Here is a 24,388-nt window from a genome sequence, read left to right on the forward strand (position 1 = left end):
TTGTAATTACATTATACTATCTTTGCTTATATAAATCAAATCATCAGTAGTAGTAATTATTTCATCATTAGCTGGATTAGTTATTATTTCACCTTTTCGTTTGATTCCTAAAATAATAATATCCTGTTCCTGCTTATACTTATTCAATAGATCAATAAACTTGATACCGCTATCGTCTGCTGGTAATGGCAACATATAAATTTCATTGCCATTTTTATTAGATAGTAGTTCTTCAATAAAATTAGAAGTGCCCTCATAAAAGGCTGTTCTAACTAATAATTGACTATTTAACTGATTAGTAATAATAATTTCATCCACATTAGCATTAACAAAATGTTTTTTGTTCTGCCTATTTTCTACTTCTACAACAGTATAAATATCTGGATTGAGGCTTTCAATTGTTAAGGCAGATAATACAGTAGTGCTATCGTTAGCATCTTCATTGAGAACAATTGCTTTACTAGCCTTATCAATTCCAGCTCTTTTTAGTGTAACTTCATCATCTATATTCCCCCTGACAAAATGAATATTTTCTTTGTCAGGATAAGGGTCTTTCTCTATATTTGCTACTAAAACTATTTTTTGTTTCTCTTCTTCATTTAAAGCTTGAGCTATAACTTCTTGGGCTATTTTACACCAGCCGCAGATTACTAAATGATCATTATAACTTGCTTTCATTTCTCCAAACTCCTTTCTATTTTTTAATCTCATAAACAAATTAGCAAATTCGGCAGTAAAAGCCCCAAAAGTTCCAATGCCTAAAACCATTAATAAAATAGCAATGATTCGTCCGCGAAAGGTTACTGGGAATATATCACCATAACCGACTGTAGTCGATGTCACAATACTCCACCATAATGCATCTTCAAAAGTTTTGAGCTGTTGATTTGGTTCTACTTCTAAAATGAATAATGAAGATAATAAAATTATGGCCACAACAATAATAATTAGATTTCTCACTTTTTTAAAATTGATTTCTGTTTTAATATTTTCTAAATAACTAAATAATACTGTAATCATTCTACTCCCACCTTTCCACTACCATTATTTTACTTTCAATACAGCTGGTTGTTTTCCTTCTTTTTCCATAAATTAATTTATTCTTAACATGTGTCTAGTAGTAGATTAATTCGCAAAAAAATAAAAAAAGCTACCCCCTTGGCAACAAATTGCATCAGCCAATGAGGTAACTTCGCATACTTAAATTAAGTTTTCCAATCTATTAATATCCTAATTCTTCTCCTACTAAAATTACCTTAATTCTTCCTGCTGTTTTTGAATTTCTTGTGATCAACTTTTGACAGCAAATACAATCATCAACTAAACAATCATGACACTCTCCAGTTTCAGCACAAGGAGTATTTTGATCAAGGCGCATAGCATTAATTGGAGCAGCATGATTTCTAACTCTATCTAATGCAGCCTCTTCATCACTAACTACTTTATTCATTCCAGCAACAATAATTACATTTTTCGGACCATAAATTAAAGCAGCAATTCTATTGCCCCGTCCATCAATATTGACTAATTTACCATCTAAAGTAATTGCATTGGAACTCATAAAGTAATAATCAGTATTTAAAGCTTGATGATACATTTTATCTTTTTCTGCATCATTCTCAGCTTCAGAACGATCAATTGTATCATAGTCACCATTATTTAATTCTTCCACTAAGCCAATATCTTCAATAGTCATTGAACCACCCCAAGAAACACTAGTACCAGAATCAGCTAATTCTAATGCCTTATCAACAGCTTCTTGACGCGTAGAACAATAATATCCTTCAATATTTCTTTTTTCAAATTCTGCAATTATGTTTTGCGCTGTAGTTTGATAATATTCTTCTACCGGTTCCACAAAAAAACCTCCTTATAAGTATTATGATTTCTATTAATAATATATTATGTATTGCATATATAATTCCTGCTATTAAAGCTAATGATTATCTATATAAATCTAAGGCCAAGTTTAAGATTAAGTAAATCCAGCAAGTTTTTCTGAGTGGTATCAAATTTAGGTTATTAATGAGTCTTATCGCAATTAATAGTAACAACCTCAATTTAAGACCATTCCTGCCCCCACTCTAAAAGTAAGACTGCCTTAGATTGAGATGAAATTATTTCGGAGTGACTTTAAATTTGGTTTGATAATGAGTCTTAATAAAGTAAAAGGGGAATAAATTTTGATTTGCTTAATTTATTTTAATTAAGCTAAATTTATTCCCCTTTTACGAGTTTAGACGAATCAAACTAAATTTATAAACGAAGAAACAATCTCATCTCAATCCCGCCAGCCACACTTTTATAATTTATCTTGCCACTCTTTCTCCGTCCCATAATCAAACTTGTCCATCCATTTCCCGCAGTGTTTTTGTAATATTTGGGCTCGCTTTGGACTCCATTCCAGCCATTTAGGAAACTTTTTCTTTTTAGCATTCGAGTGTACCTTTTGGTCCATCAATTCCGGTTGATAATTAACTTCTTTAGTATATCCATCTTGAAAAGTACTGGAAAACTGCAACATATCAGTAAAGTAATCATCACGAGTTTCTGGATTAAATAGATCTTCAAAGCGATAGACCTTAAAGTTATCTGCTCCTTCTAACTTAGAGAATACAAATTCATTTAGATAATTATAATACCAACAGTATTTCTCAAACTTACTCATACTACTCCACTTATCACTATAGGGATCATCATCTAAATATCTAGCTTTTAAACTCAAATCTAAGCAATCTATATCCAAAGGGCCGTAAAGTATATATTCTAAAGTATTAAGAGCAGAACGGACGAAGTTTCTAGGATCTCTAATAATAAATACAATCTTACTATTAGGGAAGACTTCATCTAATAGATCAAGGGCGCCATACATATGCCCACTAGATTCCACGTAAACCCCTGAATCCAGCTGTTTCATTAACCCTTCCCGCATATTACGAATATATTCTTTAGCTTGCTTATCACTCACTACTCCTCGACAACGGTCTGTACTTAGTTTAAACATCGAATGGCTTGGCTGTAGTTGGCCCCATGTCATGTGATAGAGACCATAACGTTTTATTTGTTTTGGTAATTTATTTAATTTAGTTAACCACGGAGTGCCTGGTTCATGAATTGAGGTACAATCTGTAATCATTTCTGACATGACCCAAGCTAAAAATTGAGTCCCAGTCCGCCCCGTGGAAGATATAAAAACAGAATGTTGATTAAAAGAATTAATTACTAAAAACCTCCTCTTACATCACCCAAATCTTATCATCAGTTTCAGATGTTTCTCCTGCAATCACTTTATAATAGAGAGATTCAACTTTTTTAGCAAATTGTTCAGCTGATAATTCTTGTGCATCTTCATAAGCTTGCTTAACTAATTGTTTAGTCTTAATCTCATTAGATAATGTTTCCACTAATAACGCAGGCAATTCATTATCCTCTTTAAAGACCCGCCCATTAACTTCATCTTGAATCATATTTTCTAAATTCTTATCGTATTTTGCTACTACAGGAACTTCAGCCGCCATTGCTTCTACAAAGGTTAACCCCTGTGTTTCAGTAGTCGAAGCACTAACAAAGGCATCACCAAGTTGATAGTACTTACCGATTTCTTCCCATGGCTGTTCACCAGCAAAAACAACTGCCTCTGCAATTCCTAGTTCTTGGCTTAATTGCTCTAACTTATCTCTACTTGGCCCATCACCTACAATTAAGAATTTTGCCTCTGGTAACTCCTCTAAAAGTTGAGGGAATTGCTCGATAATTACATCAATACTCTTCTCTTCGGCTAAGCGACCAATATATAACACAACAGGGTCATCTTTATCAATACCTAAACTTTCTTTTAGTTTTATAACTTCCTGCTCCTGATAATTTTCCTTTTTAAATTTAGTCAATTTAATCCCAGTAGGTACTACTTGAATTTTATCTTCAACACCATAATTAGTTAAGGCTTCTTTTACTTTATCAGTTGGGGCAATAATTTGGTCACAGTTTTTACAGTAGAGTTTAGTTATCTTTTGGGCCAACTTAGAAGCAGATTCCATAAACTTACCGCCAGTGATATAATGCATATAGTCTTCATACATTGTATGATAGGTATGCACTACAGGTAAATCCAACACCTTAGCTATAAATCGCCCTAATAATCCTACAGAAAATTCAGTCTGTGTATGGATCAAATCTAAATCAAGATCTTTTATCTTCTTGATAATTTTATAAGATTTTAAGACCCCAAGTCGTTGTTCAGGAATTAAAGGCACCGAAAAACTAGATAATCTAATAATCCCTTCTTCAGATTCTTTCTCACAGCGAGGGTCATTAATGGTAATAATAGTTACTTGATGGCCTAATTTTTCTAACTCATCTTTTAACATTTTAGTAGACGTTACCACTCCATTCACCTGCGGCTCATACGTATCCATAAAAATTCCAATATTCATCTCAAATCCCTCCTAACTTTTAATCTAACTCTGGTCCCAAATTAAAGACTTTAAAACTGACTAGCCCCCCAAAAATAATGTAAGTGTAATAAGTGAAGAAACGCCATAGTGCAACAATAATCCCTACTAAAGAAGGATCTAATGTTTGCCCTAATAAACTAGCTAACACCGCTTCTACTCCACTACCTCCTGGAATTGGGATAAATAATACAATAGTATAAACTAACAACTGTAATAAAAACACATAACCAAGCGTCGTTTCTATATTAAAACTACTAATCACAAAATAAAGTACTGTAAATTGAGTAATCCACATTAAAGCTGTCAGTAAAAAACCTGATAACAATTGTAATTTACTGTCTTTTAAATACAACCATACAGTTTGATAAAAGATGCGCACTTCTCTAGCAACTCCACGTTTCCAACTATATCTACGATCTTTAGCTAACAGTTTGCAGGCTAAAGAAGTATTTAATAACCAAAACCATCCTGCTACTAAATATCGTGGATGATATAATAAAAAGTAAACAATAAAGATTAAAATGATGATAAATGTAATAATACTACTCAATAAAATTACTGGGCTCACATAGTTTGTAACAGTAGCAGTTAAATTGATTAAAACTAAAGGTAGACTAAAAGCAAAAAACAATAACCTAAAAATCAACTCTACTACCACAATAGCACTTGCCTCACCAGAAGAAATATCTGCTTTACTTAGAGCTACTATTTTAAGCGGTTGGCCCCCAATTCCTGAAGGAGTCACATTAGAAAAGAATTTACCGACTAATCCGATCTCAATCGCAGCAAGTAAAGGTAACTTAAAATCTACTCCCGAGGCTAAGACTTTTAGTTTTAAACCATTTAAAACCCAAGTTAACAACATCGCTCCTGCAACAATTACTAAATAAATCAAATTTAATTCCGTTAATGCTGACCATGTATTTTGATCAACTGTAAAGAAAGTAATAGCTATTAAAACTGCTAAACTACTTCCTACAGCTAATAATATTTTATTTTTAAACTGTTTCATTGTGTCCCCCCATATATTATATTAGAATGAACTTCAAACGAAAATCCCAAAGTGAACTAAATAAGCACAGGCAGTACCTAATAAGCCTCCCATTAATACATCAGATGGATAATGAACTCCTAAATAAACTCGAGAAATACCTACTAATGAGGCTAAAGCTAATAATATACACTCCCAGCCCCAAATTGGAGTAGAAAGACTTAAAGTAACAGCTACTGAAAAAGCTGCCGTAGTATGACCAGAGGGAAAAGAATAAGGTTCAAAAGGGATATTGACTTGATCTATATTTTTTAATGTAATGTATGGACGAGGGCGATTAGTAATTCTTTTAACCACATGAACAATCAAGTGACTAACACCTAATGATAATCCCATTTCTAACCCCAGCTTATAATCGATAAATAGAAAAACTGCTATTGCAGTTAAAATGGTAAATTTTGCCCCACCCAAATTAGTTATATAAGGCATTAAAAAGTCTAAAATTCTACAGCTAATTTTATTATAAATAAATTCTAAAATTCTGCGATCTCCAATCAATAGCGTTCCCGCCATCCTTCCTTTAGGTGATCTATCCACTGGCATCCCTCCTCTGGGGCTTCAACTTTAATAATAGCACTTTAATGTATTATCTGCAAATTACAATTCAATTATATAAAGCTAATATTACGAAAGGATTAAAAAAATATTAACTATCCGTAAATTCTGATGCTTTATATAATTAATTATCGCTTAATTGTAATAAACTAATATTTTCTAATTGTTGTTGATAATAACTAAAATTAGGTTTTTGTCGACTATAAAACAAATGTGCTTGACAGTTACAATCACTAGCACCAAAACCTAGCAAAGGAACTGACATATTATCATCAGTTTTTAATAATTCTGCAAAGTGATGTTCATAACGTTCCTCACTATAAAGATACCAAATAGATACTAAATTAGTTACAGCCCGCAAATAATCAATGTGCCAGTGGTTTTTCTTGTTTTTTTGACTATGTCTATTAACTCTTGCCTGCACTCCTCCGGGGCCAAGTGCACTACCAACATAAAGATAATAACCTGGTTGTAAGTCAAGTGTAGCTAATTTACCAACTTCAACCTCTTGCTCTTCATCATTATATAATACTAAAATGTAATTGCCAGGTTCTTTATCAATAGTTGCTACAACAGGATTATCAGACATCTTTTCTCCTCCCGGATTAATAAAAATTAGAGTTCGATTATTTCAGCATTCTCAATAGCTTCAGTAATTAATTCTTCTACCTCTAAATTCTCTTCACTAGCAGTTATCTGTTCCATTTCAGGATGTGTTTCAGGTGTATCAGGAACAAATACAGTACAGCAATCTTGAGCTGGCTTCGTAGATAATTTATAAGTGCCTATCTCTCGGGCCTTATTAATTATTTCTTCTTTGTCAAAAGCAATTAATGGGCGCAAGATAGGTAACTCAGCTATTTGATTAGTTACTTGCAGCGAATCTAAAGTTTGACTTGCTACTTGAGCAATACTTTCTCCTGACACTAAAGCTTTGCCGCCTCTATTTTTAGTAATTCTTTGCGCAATTTTAATCATCTGTCTGCGCATCACTAAAGTAATTAAATCAGCGTGACAGTGTTCATTAATCGCTGTTTGCACAGCAGTAAAATTAACAACATGTAACTTTAATTCAGGTTGGTAGCGGGCTAACTGTTCAGCTAAATCAATCACTTTTTCCTTGGCCCGTTCACTAGTAAATGGTGGTGTGTGAAAATAAATAGGTGTTATCTCTACCCCACGTTTCATAGCTAACCAACCAGCAACTGGACTATCAATTCCTCCTGATAACATCAATCCCGCTTTATCAGAAGTACCAACAGGTAAGCCACCTAACCCCTGCTTGTCTTGACTATATATATAGGCTTGTTGATCGCGGATTTCAGCTGTTAATTCTAAATCAAAGTCTTCTAAATCTACTCCTAGAGCTCCATCAGGAGTGTTTTCTAAAAGATAAGCTCCTAATTCTCTATTTAACTCCATTGTATCTAAAGTAAAACTCTTATTACTACGATTAGTAGTAATTCGAAATAATAATGGTTCTTTAGCTGTCGCTTCTAATTCTTCTTCAACTAATTTTAGAGCTTCCTCTTTTATATTTTCTACATCCAAAGCTGCCTTTTGCGCTGGACAAATACCAACTATTCCAAATACATCTCCCAGCTTCTTTAAAACATCTTCAGTTGCAAGATCAGTTTCTACAAAAATACGACCAAAAGTTTTGTATACTATTGGTTTAGCCCCTAACTCTTTCAAACTTTCTTCAATGTTTTCTATCAATTTATCTTCAAACTTATATCTATTGTTCCCTTTAATACCAATTTCTCCATATCTAATTAAAAACAAATTATCCATGTTCACACCTCTATATTATTTTTCTAAGCATAGTTATTTTCTCTTTTAATTTAGTAATTACAGTTTCTATTTCTGCTTCTGTATTAGTAGTTGATAAACTAAAACGAATTGTTTTATCAATTAAATCATCTGCTATTCCAATTGCTTCTAAAATATGATTACTGTCTTTACGTCGGGAAGAACAAGCAGCTCCAGTTGAAACATAAATATCATCTTCAGCTAAACTGTGTACTAAAATTTCTCCCCGAATACCAGCAAAAGAAATATTAGCAATATGCGGTGCTCCATCTCTAATAGCTGGTCCATTAAGAGTACTACCTTCAATTTCAGTTAAGATTCTATTAACTAAAGTTTCCTTTAATTGATACATCTGTTCTATCTCTTCTTTACTGGCTAATAAATCAATAGCTTTAGCAAAACCAGCAATCCCAGGCACATTTTCTGTACCAGGCCTTAATCCTTCCTCTTGACCACTACCACAAAAAATATTTTTAAGTCTTGTATCTTCAGCGGCATATAAAGCACCAACACCTTTTGGCCCATGAATTTTATGAGCACTAACAGAACAAATATCAATTCCTAAACGTTCAGGAAAAAAATCAATTTTTCCCAAGGCTTGAATACCGTCAACATGCAAATATAAATTTTGATATTCTTTTGTTAATTTGCTGATCTTATTTAATGGCTGAATAGTGCCTAACTCATTATTGACAGCCATAATACTTACTAAAATTGTATCATTATTTAGATATTCTTGCAATTGTTCTAAATCTATTTTCCCATTTTGATTTACATCTAGGTACTTTACATCCCAATCAGCTTCTAAACTTTTATAAACATTTAAAACAGAAGGATGCTCAATTTTAGTAGTAATAATCCGGTTACCGTAATTGCTTAAAGATTTAACAGTGCCTTTAATTGCTAGATTGTTTGCTTCAGTCCCTCCTGAAGTAAAATAAATTTCATCAGCCTTCACTTTTAATTGTTGAGCTAATTTCTTTCGTGCTTTCTTAACTATTTTTTCTGCTGCTAACCCCTTTTGATGTAGTGAAGAAGGATTAGCATAATTAGTCGTTAAAGCTTCCTGCACAGCAGTTGCTACTTCAGGAAAGGCTTTAGTAGTTGCTGCATTATCTAAATAAATTTCTGCCATGAACCATCCTCCTTATCAAAACTTAATTCGATTTATTAATCTTTTCTAACTCTCGTGCTACAGAATTTAACTTTTGCTCGGTACTAGATTCTTTATCACGCCGATCATCAATTTTAACATTAGTAGTTACTCTTTCCGCTCCGCTAGTAAAAGGAACTTCATGTAACTTCCTAATTGCTACTAATAAATCATCTATATCTCCTTCAATGATTGTACCCATTGGAGTTAATTCATACTCTACATTCTGATCTTTTTCTAAGACCTCTTGATATTTAGCTACATAAGGACTTAAACTAGTTGTTTCAGTTCCAATTGGAACTATAGTTACTTCTGCAATTGCCATATTTATCACTCCCTAATTACTTAATAGTGACGAGTAAAGAGTAATCAGTGATGAGTTAAAACCGTAAAGTCAAAACCTCAAAAGCCAGTTGAACCCTTTTGAAACGAAGGGTTTTGAACTTGATTTTGACTTTGCTTTTGAATTTCTACTCATCACTATTTACTCATTACTTTTTACTATAAAGCTTCACTCAAAAGTGAAGCTTTATATAGAAAAATCTACAACTTCTTGCAACTGTGAGGCATCATAACCATCTAATAGATCTTCTAAGTCAGCTAAGCTCTTAATCTCCCCTGCCATAAAGATTTTGATTGCTCGGTTTTTACCAATTCCCGGTAAAGATTCTAATTGAGAAATGCCAGCTTGATTGATATCAAATGGTGTCGGTAAAGCAGTAATTGAACGATAGCCATGATCAATTACTTTCACATCTAATTTTTCTCCGATTTCATAGTCACCAGGAATACCAACCAAAATAGGATAAGTACCAATTTGACGACCGAAGGCTACTTTGCCTTTATTTTCTTCAATAATTACCTCTTGTAAAATAGTCCCTTTAGGAAAAACTTTTTTTAATAGCGGTTCATTTATTTCTTGATTTATTTTTTCTTTATATTCTTTAAATTGATGTTGATTATAATCAGCAACTTCATAATCCCCCACAGGATTGACCTGACGAATATTAATTCGTCTCACTAATAAATCTGATTCTAAAATATCCTTTAAGAATTGATAATTCAATTCCATTGTTTTAGTTCTTTCGCCCTGCAGTCCATGTAATAGATTAATTCCTGGTAATAATTTAGGAACTCCCTCTTCTCTAAAGCCGCCAATTTGATTCATTATTTTAATAGCTTCTTTAGTTTTAGCAGGAGTAGTACCAATTTTATTCTCTTTAAGCACTTTTGGATCTGCTGATTCTAAGCCAAAAGCAGCAATATCACCTGCTGTATTATAGTTAGCAATTGTAGTTAATATTTTTTTAGCCCGCTGAGGATAATCAACAATATTACTAGGATTCATATTATCCATGTGTAATACTTTTAAATTAGGCGCTACTTCTCTAATTCCTTGATATAATTCTTCTATAGCATCAGGATTAGGAATTAGTTGCCCTTCTTTATTTTCAGCTTGATATAATAATAAATCAGTTTGACCACCTAATCTAAAGTAGCGATTACCGAGCTGATAGAGAGCCTCGATTTCACTAATGATCCCCTTTATACTGCGTTGATAAGTAACATCTTTAAACCCTTCACTACAAAATGAACAGTTTTTATCACGCGGACAGCCGCGGAATGTTTCTATTTCACACATCAATTCAGGGAAATTAGGATGCTTAGTAGTTAATTCTGCTCCTAACTGAGCCCATCTATCTATTAGTTGAGCTGCTTCTTCTTTTTCTAACGGATTTTCTCTGGTTAATTTTTCATAGACTTTAAGTCCTGGAATTTCATATGCAAACTCCTGGATGTTATTAATTTCTAAATCACAGTTAGTAATTGGACCGCTCAAAATAACTTCTTGTTCCTTTAAATCTTGGCCCAATGCTTCTATCTCTTCTAAAGAAATAGGCTTACCACCAAAATATTTACCTGGCACAGTAGTTCCTGCCATAATAATTATTAAATCTGCTTCTTGTAATTTATTCCACTCCTGTTCTTGGTTACTGCGAAATTGGTCAATTGTTAAATAATAAATTTCTTCTTTATCCAATCCACTATCCTTTAAAGCCCCATACGTATAACGCAGATGAGGAGCTAAATAAGGAGGCACCCCTAAACAGGAGGGTTCATCTAAATAACCATCTAAAATTGCAACATCCATAACCTATAACTCTCCTTTATTCTCTAATTTACAGTACTAATATTATATCAACTCTTAGAAAAAAATTAAAGGACTGCTCAAGATTATAATTTGACAGATTAGAGTTCAAAGAATAAACTATTAATAGTTGGAGGTGGAAAAAATGAAAATTGGCGGACGAGCTTATCGTAATGGTTTAATTTTATTTGGAGAAAATTATTCCGTGAAAGCCTATTATCAAGATGGACGTTTAACTTATACTGTAGGTAAAAATACACTGCAGGATAATAAATTTATAAATACAGTAGAAAAAATACCTATATTAAGAGGGATTATGAAATTACTCCTCTCTCTTTATTACTTCTTTAAAGAAGCTGCAGGGAACCCTAAAAAGTTTTGGCCTATTTTAACTATTTTAGGAGTCGATATTGCACTAGAATTCTATTTTATATTTTTTCCTACTAGTAGTACTAAAGTAGTTAATAGTATCTTTTTCCTGCCACCTATATTCTATTGGGCCGCCTTAGTCGGACTAATATTTCTTTTAAGAAACACTTTATTAAAAGAAATATTTAAATTTCATGGGGCAGAACATAAAGCAGTTAACTATTATCAAGCAGATTTAGATGGGCAAATAAATGATCACTCGCGCTTGGCTAGGAGATGTGGAACTAATTTAATTGTTATTTTCTTTATTTTAATGATAATTTTAGAAGGTTTTGGCTTTGGTTTTAATTTTCTATTAGAAACACTGCTATTATTAGGAGTTGCCTATGAACTATTAATGATTATCCCTGATACAATATTGCAAATCCCATATTTATTACAGCGATTTACAACTATTGAACCTGATGAAAAACATTTAAAAGCAGCTCAAACAGCATTAGAAGTGTTACTTGCTTATGAAAACGAAGAAATATAAGATTATTAAATCAATAAAAATATTCTAAAGTGCTGAGTTTTTAAACTCAGCACTTTTTATTAGTAAAACCTTGCAAAATATATTTGATTTTTAGGTTTTTATTTTACTCTTTTACTCTTTACTAATCACTAATTGCTAAATTGCACTCTCTTTCCAAGTGCCGAATTTAAACCAGATAGTTGCTAACAGAGCACTTAAAAAACTTTCTATAGCAATACCCCACCAAATTCCTGCAGCCTGCCACTGTAAAATATCAGTTAATAATTTAGTGATTGGAATTCGCAGCCCAAATAATGATACTCCAGCTAAAACCATAGCAATTCCTGTATTTCCTGCCCCTCTAAAGGAACCTCCTAATACAATCTTAACTCCTACAAAGCCAAAGGAAATACTTAACACCCGCACTAAATCACTACCTATTTCAATTACTGCAGGATCATTATTAAAGATTGCAATAATTTGAGTAGCAAAATTAAAAAATAAGATCCCTAAAATAGATAATAATCCAAACACTAATCCGGCACTAACCCAGACACTTTTTTCAGCCCGTTCGATCTTATCTGCTCCTAAATTTTGGCCGACCATTGTAGTCGCAGCACGAGCAAAGCCCCGCGAAGGCATCATAATTACTGATAATACTCTCATCCCAATACCATAGGCGGCTACTACTGCAGAACCATAGTTTGTTACAATCCCCATCATTGCTGTCATTCCTAAAGCGCGAATTGACATTTCTCCCGCCGATGGAAAACCAATTTTAATAATTCTTTTTATGTACTTCCAATCGGGTCTTAAATATTTAAGTCGTAAATGGATTCCTTTCTGACCAGTTAATAAAATAAAAAGACCTACTAATCCAGCTACTGCTCTAGAAAAGATAGTTGCTATGCCTGCTCCTAAAACCTCTAAACGCGGAAAAAATCCCCAGCCAAAAATCAAAAAGGGATCCAAAATTATATTTAAGATAGTTGAAGCTACCATCATCCGCATGGGAGTTTTAGTATCGCCATAACCTCTTAATAAGGCTGAAAAGATAAAGAAAAGAAACATAAAACTAACTCCACCCATGATTATATCTAAATAACCTTCAGCGGTAGTCAATATTTTATCAGGAGTTCCAATCAATTCTAATAATTGACGGTTGAATCTAACCCCCACAATAGAAAGTATAATTGAAATAAACATTACAAAAATTAAGATTTGACTGGCAACTTTATTAGTTCGTTCTTCATCTCCCGCTCCTTTGTACTGAGAAACTAAAGTAGTCCCAGCTACTGTAATTCCTCCTCCAATAGAAATTAATAAAAAGATAATCGGGAAACCAACTGATAACGAAGCAACAGCATCTGCTCCTACTTTACCTAACCAAAAAGTATCGACTAAGTTATATAGCACCTGCATACTATTACCTATCATAATTGGTACTGCTAATTTCCAGAGTGTTTTTAAAATTGAACCTTCAAGCACATTTTCTGCATCGATATTACTAGATTTACTTTTGTCTAATTCAGCCATTCTAGATCCTCCTTTATTACTTTGACTAAGTAGTCAACACTTTGATTTTATCGAAATTTAGATTAAATATCAAATTTTTGTTGCAATTACGTAGTTTAGATTGTATAATCTACAAGTGTTGTCTACATATCACAAACATATGTCAGGAGGATGAATACAAATGAAGAAATTTGGTTTATTACCAAGATTAATTGTAGGTATTATTATTGGTTTAATCGTAGGAACTATCTGTATGAATGCACAAATTGAATGGCCAATTGAATTATTCAAAACTTTTAACAGTATTTTTGGTAGCTTTTTAAATTACATTATTCCATTTATTATTTTAGCTTTTGTAGCGCCTGGAATTGCAGAATTAGGCAAAAAGGCAAGTAAACTATTAGGACTAGCAACAGGAATTGCTTATTTGTCTACGATTATTGCAGGAACTTCTGCCTTTTTTATTGGTAAGTCTTTACTACCAATTTTGCTTAATGGCAGTCAAGAATTAAACAAGGTAGATAAAGCAGTTAAGCCATTATTTGAAATTAATATTCCACCATTTATGAAAATTATGACTGCCTTAGTTACAGCCTTTATGATTGGATTAGGTATGGCTAATGCTGAAGAAGATTACTTGTACAATGTAATTAAAGATTTTCAAGAGATAATTCAAATGGTGATTAAAACAGTAATTATTCCTTTATTACCAGTTCATATTGCAGGTATTATTGCTAATATGAGTTATGTAGGTAAGGTAGCATCTACTATGGCAGCCTTTGGAAAAGTTTTTATTTTGATCTTAGGGCTACAAATTTCTTATGTGATTGTACAATATTTAATAGCTTGTCAGATTGGTAATCGCAATCCAATTACAGCTATTAAAAATATGTTACCAGCTTATTTCACAGCAATTGGAACTCAATCTTCGGCTGCGACAATTCCTGTTACAGTGCAGTCAGTATTAGATAATGATGTTAAAGAAGATATTGCTGATTTTGTAGTGCCTTTAGGAGCTACAATTCACTTAGCAGGTGATACAATTACTTTAACTTTAGCTTCTATGGCTGTAATGATGTTACATGGTCAAACAGTCACATTTGGAGCTATGATGCCGTTCATTTTAATGCTAGGAATTACTATGGTTGCTGCTCCTGGTATTCCAGGTGGCGGAGTTATGGCTTCTTTAGGATTATTAGAAGGTATGCTTGGCTTTGGTGCCACACAGAAATCATTAATGATCGCACTGCATTTGGCCCAAGATAGTTTTGGTACAGCTTCAAATATTATGGGTGATGGTGCAATTTCAATTATCATGGATAGCTTATCTGATGATGAAGAATAAATATATCTATTAAATAACAGAGGCCTTTTTGGCCTCTGTTATTTTACTTTATGGAATTATATTCCCCAAAACAGTGCAATAAAGACAGGAATGATAAATGATAGTATAAGTAATAATGGTGTTCCTACAACTATAAAATCTTTGAACTTATAACCTCCTGGTCCATAAATCATTAGGTTAGTTTGATAGCCAATGGGGCTTAAAAAGGCTGAACTAGCTGCAAAAGTTACTGCTAAAACAAAAGCAAAAGGATTAGCCCCTATTTGATTAGCAGCTCCTACTGCAACTGGTATCATCAATACAACACTGGCATTATTACTTATGACACTAGTCAATACTGCTGTAAAAAGGTAAAACAGACTCAGAATAAATACTGGTGGAAAAACTCCAGTTGCCCTTAATAATTGCTGGGCTATAAATTTTGCAGTTCCTGTTTGTTCAATTGCTACTCCTAAAGGAATTAATCCGGCTAAAAGAAAAAACACTTCCCAATTTATTGCTTCATAAATCTCCTTAGGTTCTACTAATTTACTAGCAACCATTGCTATTACTCCACCTAAAGTAGCAATCGAAATTGAAACAATATTTAATGAAGCCAGAGTGATTACAGCTCCTACAATAGTTAAACCAAGGAAAATATCAGATTTTTTATAATCTGGTAGTTCAGAGCTTTCTTCTTCAATAATAAAGTTTTCATTATTTTCTAATCTATCTAAAGTAGATTCTGTAACTAAAAGAAGTAATACATCACCTGACCTAAGAGTAAAATCTTTTAATTGATTATGAGTTATTCTTTCTCCATGACGAATAGCAAGCAAACTAGCATTATAGCGTTCTAGGAAGTGCACATCATTAATGGTTTGTCCAGCTATAAAAGAATTATCAGATATAACCAATTCGACAACTTTTTGTCCCTGCACTGAATCTTCTAATTTATTCTGACTAACTTGAATATCAGGTAATAATTTAATTCCTTTTGTGTCTACAAAGTCTAATAAAGTAGTTCGATTAGCTCTAATCACCAAATGATCTCCTGCACGAATAGTTTTAACATTTAAAGGTTCCATAAATTGCTCTTCGGCCCGAGTTATTTGTACTATATCTAAATCTTCATCTGCTTCTTTAAATACTTCTCCAATACTTTGACCTAATAAAGGAGAATTCTCTTTGATTTCTACTTCAGTTAAGAACTTCTCCATTTCATAACCTTCCATTAAATCTTGATCTTCAGAAGTTATTCTTTCTGGAGTTAAATAATATCCTAATGTCATTAAATATATAAGTCCTACTCCAAATGCTATAATTCCTAATTTAGTAAATTCAAACATTCCAAAGGGATGATTAATTAAACGCATTGAAACTTCACTAGCTAAAATATTAGTCGATGTTCCTAATAAAGTCATAGTCCCTCCTAACATAGATGCATAAGAAAGAGGAATTAATAACTTTGATGGAGATACATTAGTCCTACGAGCAAGATTAGTTACCATTGGAACAAAGGCTGCTACTACGGGTGTATTATTAATAGCACTAGCAGTCAGACCTGTTAAACCTGCAATTGTACCTACTTGTTTCTTTTGATTATTACCAACAAAACTTTCTATTTTACTACCTAAAATCTGCACTGCTCCACTATTTTGAATTCCTCTACTTAAAACAAACATAGCCATAACAGTTACAGTAGCATTATTACTAAATCCTGATAATGCCTGATCTGTAGAAACTTTAGTCCAATTATGTAATGATGCTAACATGACTGGAATTGATAATGAAATAATTCCTATAGGAATTGGCTCCCAAATAAATAATACTAAAATTAATATAATTAAAAAGCTTACTACAGCAATTTTGCTATTAAAAGCAGGAGGTTGAAGATTTAACTGATTCGAATTACTTGCAGCATTAATTATACCTGAATTAAAGCTAATCAATATAATAGTTAATAATAATATAAAGTATATATTTCTTTTTTGATTCAAGATTTTAGAACCCCCTTTCTTTAAAGATCTATTCTTAGCAAATATAATTTTAAATATCATTTTACATTATTAGCTACTAAAACACAAAAATCTCCATCTAAATAATACCATATCATATAATGCTAGTCAATATCTATATAAAGTGTAGCTTTTGGATTGAGATAAAAATAGTTTCTTCGCTCCTAAATCTAGTTTGATTCGGCTAAATTCGTATAATAAGCTGCAATTTAGTTTAATTAAATTAGAAATTAAACTTTCAAAATTACAGCTTATTATACTTCATTAAGACTCATCTACAAACTAGATTTAAAGACGCTACGAAATAATTTTATCTCAATCCAAGGCAGTCTTACTTTAAGTGTGGGAGCAGGGATATACCATTTTGGGATTGCTTATTTTTTGGTTATGCTTTTTGGTTTTGTTTTCCATTTAGCTAATAACTAGTCAAAATCAAAAGATTACAATTAAAACAAAACTAACTTGATAAGATAGTCCCTGATCTCACTATTAAAGTAAAACTATCATTAGATGGCTGAGCAAGTTTTTCGTAGTGGCATTAAATTTAGGATGTTAATGAGTCTTAATGAAGTGAAATTGATTTTACTTGAATGAATTTTAGACGAATCATCCTAAATTTTTTAACGAAGAAATGCTTGCTCAGCCATCTCAGAAGCTACACTTTATATAGATACTATTTAACTTTAAGCGATTATTATGGTATAATCTAGAATAGCATTAAATTATGAGGTGATAGCAAATGAAGAAAACAATTGGCGTTGATATTGATGCAGTATTAACTGCGGAAGGAACAGGAGAAGAAAATATCTGGCACCGTCATTTATGTGATTATTTCAATTTAGATGGTAGAAAAAGTAATGATTATGATTTTACCAAGGCTTATGATATCACTGAAAATGAAATCAAAGATTTTATGGCTTCGCGGGGAATGAAAGTTTTTCGTAAAGTCCCTCCACGACCTAAATCTATTTCTGTTTTAAAGGAGTTAAAAGAAAAAAATTATAATATAATTTTAGTTACTGCTCGAGAAGCAGAGCTTAAAGATTTAACAGCAGAATGGTTGGCTAAACATGATATCCCTTATGATGAATTAATCCATAGTGAGCAAAAGGCTGATGTTTGTGAGGAAAAAAATATAGAGTTGTTTATTGATGATCGCTTACAAAATTTATTGCCAATTAAAGAACGATTAAATATTCCAGTTTTATTAATGACTATGACTCATAATCAAGACTATAAAGGAGACATACCTCGAGTAGAAAGTTGGCTAGATGTAAAAGAAAAAATAAGTTACTATTTAGATTAAACAGAAGTGGGTTTTAACCCACTTCTGTCTTTTTATTAATCGAGTTTAAATCATTTTTCATATCAATTAGCAAAAGAATTATTTCTCCACAAGCATAGAGAAATAGAGCTTGAAACATCCCAAATAAAATAGGAAATAAATTATTAAAAATTATAAAGGCAGAATTCTGTCTGTTTATATTTTCAGGTTGATTCACTACATTAACAAAAGTGATAAATGATGTAAAAATAATCGATATTATTGCTAACACCTTAAAGGCAGTAGAAATAATTTCTAACGCCTTATAACTATCCTCGATTTTAATCCCCCCCTTTCTAAGCTAAACAAAATATTCTATTTCTGCTTGAGGAAAATTCTCTTTTATTCTTTCTTCCATAAATGATTTCAATTCCTCTTCTTGATCTTTGGGATAAACATATTTCCCAAATCCTTTGTGATGATAATCCTCTTTATTTAATTTTAGTTTAGTATTAGGAAAACGAGCTTCAATTAATCTTTTGGCCCGCGTAGAAAAACGATACTGAATCAATTCAAAACTTAATCGCTGATCTTGGGGATTATCTAATTTGTCTTTTAAAGTTGTTAATAACTCTTCATACCCTTCTTTCCACTCTGGATACATAATTAAGGGGGCTATAATAAAACCTAGAGGATAGTCTGCCTTTTGAATCTTAGCTGCAGCAGCAATTCTTTCAGCTAAAGAAGATGTTCCATGTTCAAAATTTTTAATTATATATTCAGGATTAATACTAAATCTGAATTTAGTACGACCTTGATGATTAACATCTAATAAATTATCTACAAACCCAAATTTAGTAACTACTCTTAATCTACCTTTAGGCTGCGTAGCAAAATATTCAATTGTTTGACGTAATGAATCAGTTAAATGTTCAACTGCTAAAGGATCTGAAGAACTACTAGCTTCAAAAGTAACTATTTCTCCTCTACCCTTCCGGATATGCTTTTTAACTGCTTTGAGTATTTCTTTAATATTGACATAAATTCTAGGATAAACAGCTGAACCTAAATTAGTAGACAGATAACAATATTCACACTTTCCTGGACAACTAGTTGTCGTTACTAATCTATAATCTGCAGAAGGTTGGCATGATTTAAAGTTTAATGTTTTTTTAACTCCCACTACTAATGTTTCCTTGGCCCAATTAAATAATTGCAGCGGAGACATTTGTTCCTCAGGGCCAACTCTATTATGCGATTTGATATATTCGACACTTAACTCATCATCTAAAAATTTCTTTTCTAGTTTTTTTCCTAATGGATATTTAAGTGCTTCTTTCTCTATTAATAAACGTTTAGGATAGAATTTTTTCAATTTTATTGCCTCCAATATTAATTAGCTTGTTTAATATTAGATTATGTAATTTAAAGTCTTAACATTCATTTTAATTCAGTTTTAATAATTAATTGTAAGTCAAAATATAATTCTTAAACGATAAAAAAGGAGTGTCAGGGGAAAATCCCAACACTCCTTTAAAATATTATCTTTATTTAAATATTCAATTACAGAAAACTAATTTCATTATCCAACAAAGCAGCTAATAGTTTGACACTATTTTCTACATCATCAATATCAACCATTTCTGATGGAGAATGAACATAACGGCAAGGTATAGAAACTGCTCCTGCTAATACTCCATCTTTAGTTAACTGCATGCTACCTGCATCAGTACCACCATACTTTAGTACTTCTAATTGATATGGTAGCTCATTTTCTTTTGCTAAATCAATTAATAAGTTCTTAACTTTAGGATCAGCTAAAACAGATCTATCCTTAACTTTAATCGCAGGTCCTTCACCTAAAGAAACAGACATTCTTTTAGCTTCCGGCATATCACCAGTTAATGTAACATCTACAGCTAATCCTAAATCAGGCTCAATATTATAAGCAGCTACTTTAGACCCTCTAGTACCCACTTCTTCTTGCGTAGTGAAAACAAAATAAGTATCATATTCTGGAGTGTCAATTTCTTTTAAGGTTTCAATTAAAGTCACACACCCAATTCTATCATCTAAAGATTTAGCTGTTACCCTTGTACCTAAATCTTGAAATTCTCGATAGTAAGATGCAGTATCACCTAAAGTAACTTTTTCTTCTGCTTCTTCTTTATTTGTAGCTCCAATATCAATATATAACTTATCATAATTTAATTTTTTAATATCATCTAATTGTCCTTCTTTATCAATTACTCCTGGCGTTTCACCATTAAATAAAACTCGAGCCCCTAATAACATATAAGGACTAATTCCTCCAACTCTATCAAACCTGATAAATCCATCTTCATCAATGTGATTAGCGATTAATCCGATCTCATCCATATGAGCTGCAAGCATAACTTTTTTATCTTTCTTGCCTTCTTTTAGTGCAATTAAGTTTCCTAAAGCATCAGTTTCTATGTTATCTACTTCATCCTTTATTTCTGCTTTAATTATTTCTCTTATCTGTTCTTCATCTCCAGATGGTCCATAACTTTCTACTAATTTTTTAATCAAGTTTTTCATAGTTAAAACCTGCTTATGAAAATCTATGCAAAACTATACATAGACCACAATCATACAGGATTAGATTGTGTTAGGTATAATCGCTTGATTATAATCTTCCCTACTGCCCTTAATATTTACAATATTAAGGTACTAGAAAGATACAGGTGTTACCCGTCCCTAAAATTCAAATTCTAGGCAAAGTCCTTTCTCTATGTGGTGCTTTGCCCTATCTAAACTATTGGAAAATTAATTCTTTCAATCAGGTTATAATTATTAAGCGATTTCCAACAACCTTTTCCTGTATCTAGAATATGCATAGTCTTTGCTATAAGCAGGATTTTCACCACCTTCCTTTTTAATATTTTAGATTGATTTTTTATAGCTTTTAAAATATTTCATTCTATCACCTCTTAAATATAGGATACCCTATATTTAAGCAACAAATTAAAAAGTATTTTGCCTTGATTTGAATAATTTTACATCATTATTTTGCAACTGCTTAAACCTCCTGTAGCCAATTCTTGACAGAATTGATCAACTAATTTAATTGTATTTTGAAAATCATTTAAATTAATTAATGATGCTGGTGAATGAATATAACGACTAGGTACTGAAATAGTAGCTGTTGGAATACCTTCTTTAGTTAGATGAATAGTTCCTCCATCAGTACCAGCGCGAGTAGATTTTCTGAATTGATAACTAATCTCTTCTCGATCAGCAATTTCTATTATCTGCTGAACCAAGTCTTTATTAGCAATCATAGCGCCATCACGCATTGTTAGGGCAGGTCCTTGGCCCAAAGTAGTAGAATAGCTCTGCTCTTCACTATCAGGCACATCAGAAGCTGTAGTTCCTTCTAATACTAAAGAAAGATCAGGGTTAATATCATAACTTACAGCTGTAGCTCCTCTGGCTCCTACTTCTTCCTGCACTGTAAAGACACCATATAGTGGAAAATCATAATTGTTCTTTAAAATTTGAATTAGAGTAGCACATCCTACTCTATCGTCAACAGCTTTAGCTTTAGCAGTATTATCACCTAATTGTTGATATTGAGTAGTGAATCCAACCATATCCCCAATGTTAACAGCTTTTTTAGCTTGCTTTTTATTTTTAGCTCCAATATCAATATATAGTTTTTTATAATCTAGTACTTTTTTTCTTTCTTGAGGCTTTTGGAGATGAATAGCTTTAGCCCCAATTACCCCTGTCACTTTATCTTCTCCTACAACTACTTTTTTAGAGACTAACATTCTTTTATCTATACTTCCAATCGGTTTAAAACTTAACAAACCATCGCTGGTTATATCAGTAATCATCAATCCTATTTCATCCATATGGGCTGCTAACATTAAAGTTGGCTTGCTTTCATCTCCAGGCTGATAGGCGATTAAATTACCTAAAGCGTCAGTTGTTATTTGATCTACATCATCTGCTAATTCTTCTTTGATTATATCTCGTACTTCTGTTTCTTGACTAGAAACACTAATTGCTTCTGTTAATTTCTTTAAAAGCATTGCAATCCCTCCACAAATTCATCATTTAACTCTCTAATAAAACGAGCTAATAATTTTCCTGATCTTTTAATATCCTTCATGCTAATTGTTTCTACTGATGTATGCATATAACGCAAAGGAATAGAAATTAAAGCAGTAGGAATTCCTGCTCTAGTAACTTGAATAGCAAAAGCATCTGTTCCCCGCGGAGTATGAGATGGTTCTACTTGGTATTTAATTTCATTCTTTTCTGCAATATCTTTTAATTTAGAAAACATCTTGGGATGAACATGCGGGCCAAATCCAATGGCGCTCCCCCCACCTAATTCTGCAGCATCTTCTGAACTAACTCCTGGCATAGTACCATGGCAAACATCTATTGCAATTCCAATATCAGGTACAATACCATAGGTACTAGTAGTTGCTCCTCTCACACCTACTTCTTCTTGTACAGTTGCTACAGTATATAAATCAGCCTTGTGGTCAATATTTTTTAATTCTTGTAAAGCAGTTAGCATTACTAAAATTCCTGCTCGATCATCTAAGGCTTTTCCAGTTACGCGATTATTTTTTAATTCTTCAAATTCACGTTTAACAGTAACTACATCTCCAATTCTAACTTTTTCCTTAACCTCTTCTGCTTCTAATCCTAAATCAATATACATATCGTCCATTTTATATGCTTTTCTTCGTTCATTTGCGCTTTGTACATGAGGAGGTTTGGCCCCAATGATTCCTTGTAGTTCTTCTTGACCTAACACAGTTACTTCTTGGCCTACTAAAGTTCTTTGGTCCACTCCCCCCACAGAAGTAAATCGTAAAAAACCTTCATCTTCAATATCACTAATCATTAATCCTATTTCATCCATATGAGCAGCAAACATAACCTTAGGTCCATCTTGTTCAGAACCTTTTTTACAGGCAATAAGATTACCTAAATTATCATATTTAATTTCATCTGTATATTCTTTCAAAATATCTTCTACCTGCGTAGTTATGTTCTTTTCATGACCTGAAACACCATTTGTTTCAGATAATTGCTTTAATATTTCAACATTATCATTCATATTTTTCACCTCTATCTATGTAATATTATTGATTATTAAAAATAAAGTTTAGCAATAATGATTAATAAAACAAGAATTAATCCACCTAAAAGCATAATCGTTATTAAATCATTACTAAAAACTCCATCTTTTTTTTCATCAGCCTTTTGTAGTCGCTCCATTTTTTCTTGCTCAGATTTAGGAGTGGCTAATTTAATTTCCGGTTCAATATAGATCTTACCATAAACATTAGAACTAAGACGCATTAAGACTGAATAGCGTTCTGATTTTTCCTTATAGTTAATTCCTTCAATTGTGCCTGCTACTGCTCCTACGTCACTACTTAATAACTTATTTAGATATTGACCCATTTCTCTTTGGTCAACTACTTTAACTAATAGTTCATCACCAACATCTAAATCAGTTATTTTATAACCAAAAGTAGGCGATACAATAGGAATACAGTTAAGAGTAATATTGACCCCTAGTTTACCATCTCCATCCTCTTCCTCATCTTCCACTTCATTGTTTTCATCAGATTCAAAAAATTCAGGATGAATTTTCTTTAATTGCGTTTCTGTTTTTGCTTTAGCACGTAATCGCAACTCTACCTCTTCTTCTACTTTATCTTCAAATCTAACTTTAAGGGCTTGAGTAATACCACTAATATCATTATTTTTAGCTTGATCTAGAAACTCAAATAATTTTGCTGCTTTAACTTGGTCAGTAAATAATAGTCTTAATTTACTAGCTTGCTTTGGGTTATCATTATCTATTTGTTTGATAGTTTTTAAAAATACATTACTATCAACTCTTAAACTAATATTAGTATCTTCAGCTTCGTTACTAATAACTACTTCAGTTTTAAGAATTTCTCCTTCTTTGCCATCAGCAATTAAAAGGAATAACCCATAATATTTATTATAGCCCCCAAAATTAAACTTTCCTTGAATTACTAAATATTTTTTATCAACATATTGTTCCATTTTTAAGGCCTTATCTAAATCACCTTCTGCTAACTTTAAAGCCATTTCTGCAGAAGCATTATCTATTTCTAGTGTATCTGCAACTACTTGTATTTTTTCTGAGTCCATAATTTAATCAGCCCTTTATTTATGTTCTAG

At 32.3% G+C, this 24,388-nt stretch carries 21 protein-coding genes; 3 read left to right on the plus strand and 18 right to left on the minus strand.

The window, feature by feature from the left end; genetic code table 11:
• Nucleotides 1–6 precede the first annotated feature (6 nt).
• From JOC47_RS07630 to JOC47_RS07680, 11 genes are all read right to left on the minus strand, one after another.
• On the minus strand, nucleotides 7–1,020 hold the full coding sequence (locus JOC47_RS07630) for a potassium channel family protein (RefSeq protein WP_204701467.1): 1,014 nt from the start codon (nucleotides 1,018–1,020) through the stop codon (nucleotides 7–9).
• 202 nt (nucleotides 1,021–1,222) lie between these two features.
• The gene (locus JOC47_RS07635; protein ID WP_204701468.1) at nucleotides 1,223–1,858 is read right to left on the minus strand and encodes an LUD domain-containing protein; all 636 of its coding nucleotides are present in this window, start codon (nucleotides 1,856–1,858) and stop codon (nucleotides 1,223–1,225) included.
• A 444-nt stretch (nucleotides 1,859–2,302) separates the two neighbouring features.
• Nucleotides 2,303–3,220, minus strand: a complete 918-nt coding sequence (locus JOC47_RS07640) for a sulfotransferase (RefSeq protein WP_204701535.1) — start codon at nucleotides 3,218–3,220, stop codon at nucleotides 2,303–2,305.
• 16 nt (nucleotides 3,221–3,236) lie between these two features.
• Nucleotides 3,237–4,433 (minus strand): glycosyltransferase family 4 protein, encoded by a 1,197-nt coding sequence (locus tag JOC47_RS07645; protein ID WP_204701469.1) that lies wholly within the window; start codon nucleotides 4,431–4,433, stop codon nucleotides 3,237–3,239.
• A gap of 19 nt (nucleotides 4,434–4,452) precedes the next feature.
• Complete coding sequence (locus tag JOC47_RS07650; protein WP_204701470.1) at nucleotides 4,453–5,466, minus strand: lysylphosphatidylglycerol synthase transmembrane domain-containing protein; 1,014 nt, start codon at nucleotides 5,464–5,466, stop codon at nucleotides 4,453–4,455.
• A 33-nt stretch (nucleotides 5,467–5,499) separates the two neighbouring features.
• A complete protein-coding gene (locus JOC47_RS07655) occupies nucleotides 5,500–6,042 on the minus strand; it encodes a phosphatase PAP2 family protein (RefSeq protein ID WP_338035334.1) in 543 nt (180 codons plus the stop codon).
• Nucleotides 6,043–6,184: 142 nt separating this feature from the next.
• Complete coding sequence (locus tag JOC47_RS07660) at nucleotides 6,185–6,649, minus strand: GIY-YIG nuclease family protein (protein WP_204701471.1); 465 nt, start codon at nucleotides 6,647–6,649, stop codon at nucleotides 6,185–6,187.
• Between the two features lie 26 nt (nucleotides 6,650–6,675).
• Nucleotides 6,676–7,854 (minus strand): tRNA uracil 4-sulfurtransferase ThiI, encoded by a 1,179-nt coding sequence (thiI, locus tag JOC47_RS07665; RefSeq protein WP_204701472.1) that lies wholly within the window; start codon nucleotides 7,852–7,854, stop codon nucleotides 6,676–6,678.
• A gap of 10 nt (nucleotides 7,855–7,864) precedes the next feature.
• A complete protein-coding gene (locus tag JOC47_RS07670) occupies nucleotides 7,865–9,007 on the minus strand; it encodes a cysteine desulfurase family protein (protein WP_204701473.1) in 1,143 nt (380 codons plus the stop codon).
• 22 nt (nucleotides 9,008–9,029) lie between these two features.
• A complete protein-coding gene (locus JOC47_RS07675) occupies nucleotides 9,030–9,350 on the minus strand; it encodes an MTH1187 family thiamine-binding protein (protein WP_204701474.1) in 321 nt (106 codons plus the stop codon).
• A 204-nt stretch (nucleotides 9,351–9,554) separates the two neighbouring features.
• Nucleotides 9,555–11,177: a radical SAM protein gene (locus tag JOC47_RS07680; protein ID WP_204701475.1), complete on the minus strand. Its 1,623-nt coding sequence runs from the start codon at nucleotides 11,175–11,177 to the stop codon at nucleotides 9,555–9,557.
• Nucleotides 11,178–11,319: 142 nt separating this feature from the next.
• Between JOC47_RS07680 and JOC47_RS07685 the strand changes: the two genes are divergently transcribed.
• Nucleotides 11,320–12,078, plus strand: coding sequence for a DUF1385 domain-containing protein (locus tag JOC47_RS07685; protein WP_204701476.1), 759 nt, complete (start codon nucleotides 11,320–11,322; stop codon nucleotides 12,076–12,078).
• Between the two features lie 135 nt (nucleotides 12,079–12,213).
• Here JOC47_RS07685 and JOC47_RS07690 read toward each other — a convergent pair whose 3' ends face one another.
• Complete coding sequence (locus JOC47_RS07690; RefSeq protein WP_204701477.1) at nucleotides 12,214–13,593, minus strand: MATE family efflux transporter; 1,380 nt, start codon at nucleotides 13,591–13,593, stop codon at nucleotides 12,214–12,216.
• A 160-nt stretch (nucleotides 13,594–13,753) separates the two neighbouring features.
• Between JOC47_RS07690 and JOC47_RS07695 the strand changes: the two genes are divergently transcribed.
• The gene (locus JOC47_RS07695; RefSeq protein WP_204701478.1) at nucleotides 13,754–14,917 is read left to right on the plus strand and encodes a dicarboxylate/amino acid:cation symporter; all 1,164 of its coding nucleotides are present in this window, start codon (nucleotides 13,754–13,756) and stop codon (nucleotides 14,915–14,917) included.
• 56 nt (nucleotides 14,918–14,973) lie between these two features.
• Here the strand turns inward: JOC47_RS07695 and JOC47_RS07700 are convergent, their stop codons facing one another.
• The gene (locus JOC47_RS07700; protein ID WP_239550984.1) at nucleotides 14,974–16,896 is read right to left on the minus strand and encodes an SLC13 family permease; all 1,923 of its coding nucleotides are present in this window, start codon (nucleotides 16,894–16,896) and stop codon (nucleotides 14,974–14,976) included.
• 757 nt (nucleotides 16,897–17,653) lie between these two features.
• Here JOC47_RS07700 and JOC47_RS07705 point away from each other — a divergent pair.
• Entirely contained in the window at nucleotides 17,654–18,220 is a 567-nt protein-coding gene (locus JOC47_RS07705) for an LNS2 domain-containing protein (protein WP_204701480.1), read from the plus strand.
• 319 nt (nucleotides 18,221–18,539) lie between these two features.
• Here the strand turns inward: JOC47_RS07705 and splB are convergent, their stop codons facing one another.
• The 5 genes from splB to JOC47_RS07730 all read right to left on the minus strand — a co-directional run bounded on the left by splB (nucleotide 18,540) and on the right by JOC47_RS07730 (nucleotide 24,358).
• On the minus strand, nucleotides 18,540–19,553 hold the full coding sequence (splB, locus tag JOC47_RS07710) for a spore photoproduct lyase (RefSeq protein ID WP_204701481.1): 1,014 nt from the start codon (nucleotides 19,551–19,553) through the stop codon (nucleotides 18,540–18,542).
• Between the two features lie 188 nt (nucleotides 19,554–19,741).
• Nucleotides 19,742–20,740 (minus strand): M42 family metallopeptidase, encoded by a 999-nt coding sequence (locus tag JOC47_RS07715; protein WP_204701482.1) that lies wholly within the window; start codon nucleotides 20,738–20,740, stop codon nucleotides 19,742–19,744.
• 458 nt (nucleotides 20,741–21,198) lie between these two features.
• Nucleotides 21,199–22,239: a M42 family metallopeptidase gene (locus JOC47_RS07720; protein WP_204701483.1), complete on the minus strand. Its 1,041-nt coding sequence runs from the start codon at nucleotides 22,237–22,239 to the stop codon at nucleotides 21,199–21,201.
• Nucleotides 22,230–23,285, minus strand: coding sequence for a M42 family metallopeptidase (locus tag JOC47_RS07725; RefSeq protein ID WP_204701484.1), 1,056 nt, complete (start codon nucleotides 23,283–23,285; stop codon nucleotides 22,230–22,232). The genes JOC47_RS07720 and JOC47_RS07725 overlap by 10 nt, the downstream gene beginning before the upstream one ends.
• A gap of 35 nt (nucleotides 23,286–23,320) precedes the next feature.
• Entirely contained in the window at nucleotides 23,321–24,358 is a 1,038-nt protein-coding gene (locus JOC47_RS07730; RefSeq protein WP_204701485.1) for a hypothetical protein, read from the minus strand.
• Between the last annotated feature and the right edge of the window lie 30 nt (nucleotides 24,359–24,388).

It is taken from the genome of Halanaerobacter jeridensis, from assembly GCF_016908315.1.
GTDB classification, from domain to species: Bacteria; Bacillota; Halanaerobiia; order Halobacteroidales; family Halobacteroidaceae; genus Halanaerobacter; species Halanaerobacter jeridensis.